Origin of the sequence: Marinobacter iranensis, assembly GCF_029207565.1 — a bacterium.
Lineage (GTDB): Bacteria > Pseudomonadota > Gammaproteobacteria > Pseudomonadales > Oleiphilaceae > Marinobacter > Marinobacter iranensis.
In genome coordinates this window covers 1-239 of sequence record NZ_JANCMW010000387.1, presented here as the reverse complement: position 1 = coordinate 239, position 239 = coordinate 1, and the positions used below count along the sequence as shown (strand labels likewise).

The 239-nt window shown below is 60.3% G+C and carries 1 protein-coding gene; it reads left to right on the top strand.

All coding sequences use genetic code 11. The features are described from left to right. Positions 1-51: 51 nt before the first annotated feature. The coding region (locus NLU14_RS22820; protein ID WP_275710910.1) for a glycosyltransferase at positions 52-239 on the top strand (188 nt) is incomplete at its 3' end.

Sequence of the window (239 nt, the reverse complement as noted above, 5' to 3'; positions counted from 1 at the left end):
GTCAGTATTATCGTGCCCGTGTACAACGTCGCGGGATATTTGCCGAGATGTTTGGATTCCCTGATCGGACAAACGTTAAGCGACATCGAGATCATTCTGGTCGACGACGGATCGACGGACCGTTCCGCCGACATTCTGGCGCGTTATGCCGAGGCGGACGAGCGGGTCCGGGTGATCCGCCAGGCCAACCAAGGACAAGGGGGCGCGAGAAACACGGGGCTCGATGCGGCTTCCGGGGA